General features: G+C 48.0%; 3 tRNA genes. All 3 read left to right on the forward strand.

Annotated features, from left to right (window positions below):
* The first annotated feature begins 39 nt into the window (after nucleotides 1-39).
* The 3 genes from RH85_RS00005 (at nucleotide 40) to RH85_RS00015 (ending at nucleotide 304) form a co-directional block, all read left to right on the forward strand.
* Nucleotides 40-115, forward strand: a tRNA-Glu gene (locus RH85_RS00005).
* Between the two features lie 4 nt (nucleotides 116-119).
* A tRNA-Lys gene (locus RH85_RS00010) sits at nucleotides 120-195 on the forward strand.
* Nucleotides 196-228: 33 nt separating this feature from the next.
* Nucleotides 229-304: transfer RNA gene (locus RH85_RS00015), tRNA-Val, on the forward strand.
* The last annotated feature ends 117 nt before the right edge of the window (nucleotides 305-421 follow it).

Consider the following 421-nt stretch of genomic DNA (forward strand, 5'->3'; position numbering starts at 1 on the left):
AGAGATAGAGACACCCCCCAAGGTGTTTCAACACTTAGTGTCCCGTTCGTCTAGAGGCCTAGGACACCGCCCTTTCACGGCGGTAACAGGGGTTCGACTCCCCTACGGGATACCACTAAGGGTCGTTAGCTCAGTTGGTAGAGCAGTTGACTTTTAATCAATTGGTCGCAGGTTCGAATCCTGCACGACCCACCATTCTTTCTCCACGAAGGAATTAAAACTTTTAGTGGGCGATTAGCTCAGTTGGGAGAGCACCTGCCTTACAAGCAGGGGGTCACTGGTTCGAGCCCGGTATCGCCCACCATTCTCTAAGAATTTTTGGAATAGGAACTCCAAACCACTCAGTAATGTATGTGGTTGGAATTTTCGACGCCGAAAGTCTTTAGAAAATGTATTTTGAAGCTTCGCTTCAGATTCATAT

It is taken from the genome of Vibrio ichthyoenteri ATCC 700023 (assembly GCF_000222605.1).
Taxonomy (GTDB): domain Bacteria; phylum Pseudomonadota; class Gammaproteobacteria; order Enterobacterales; family Vibrionaceae; genus Vibrio; species Vibrio ichthyoenteri.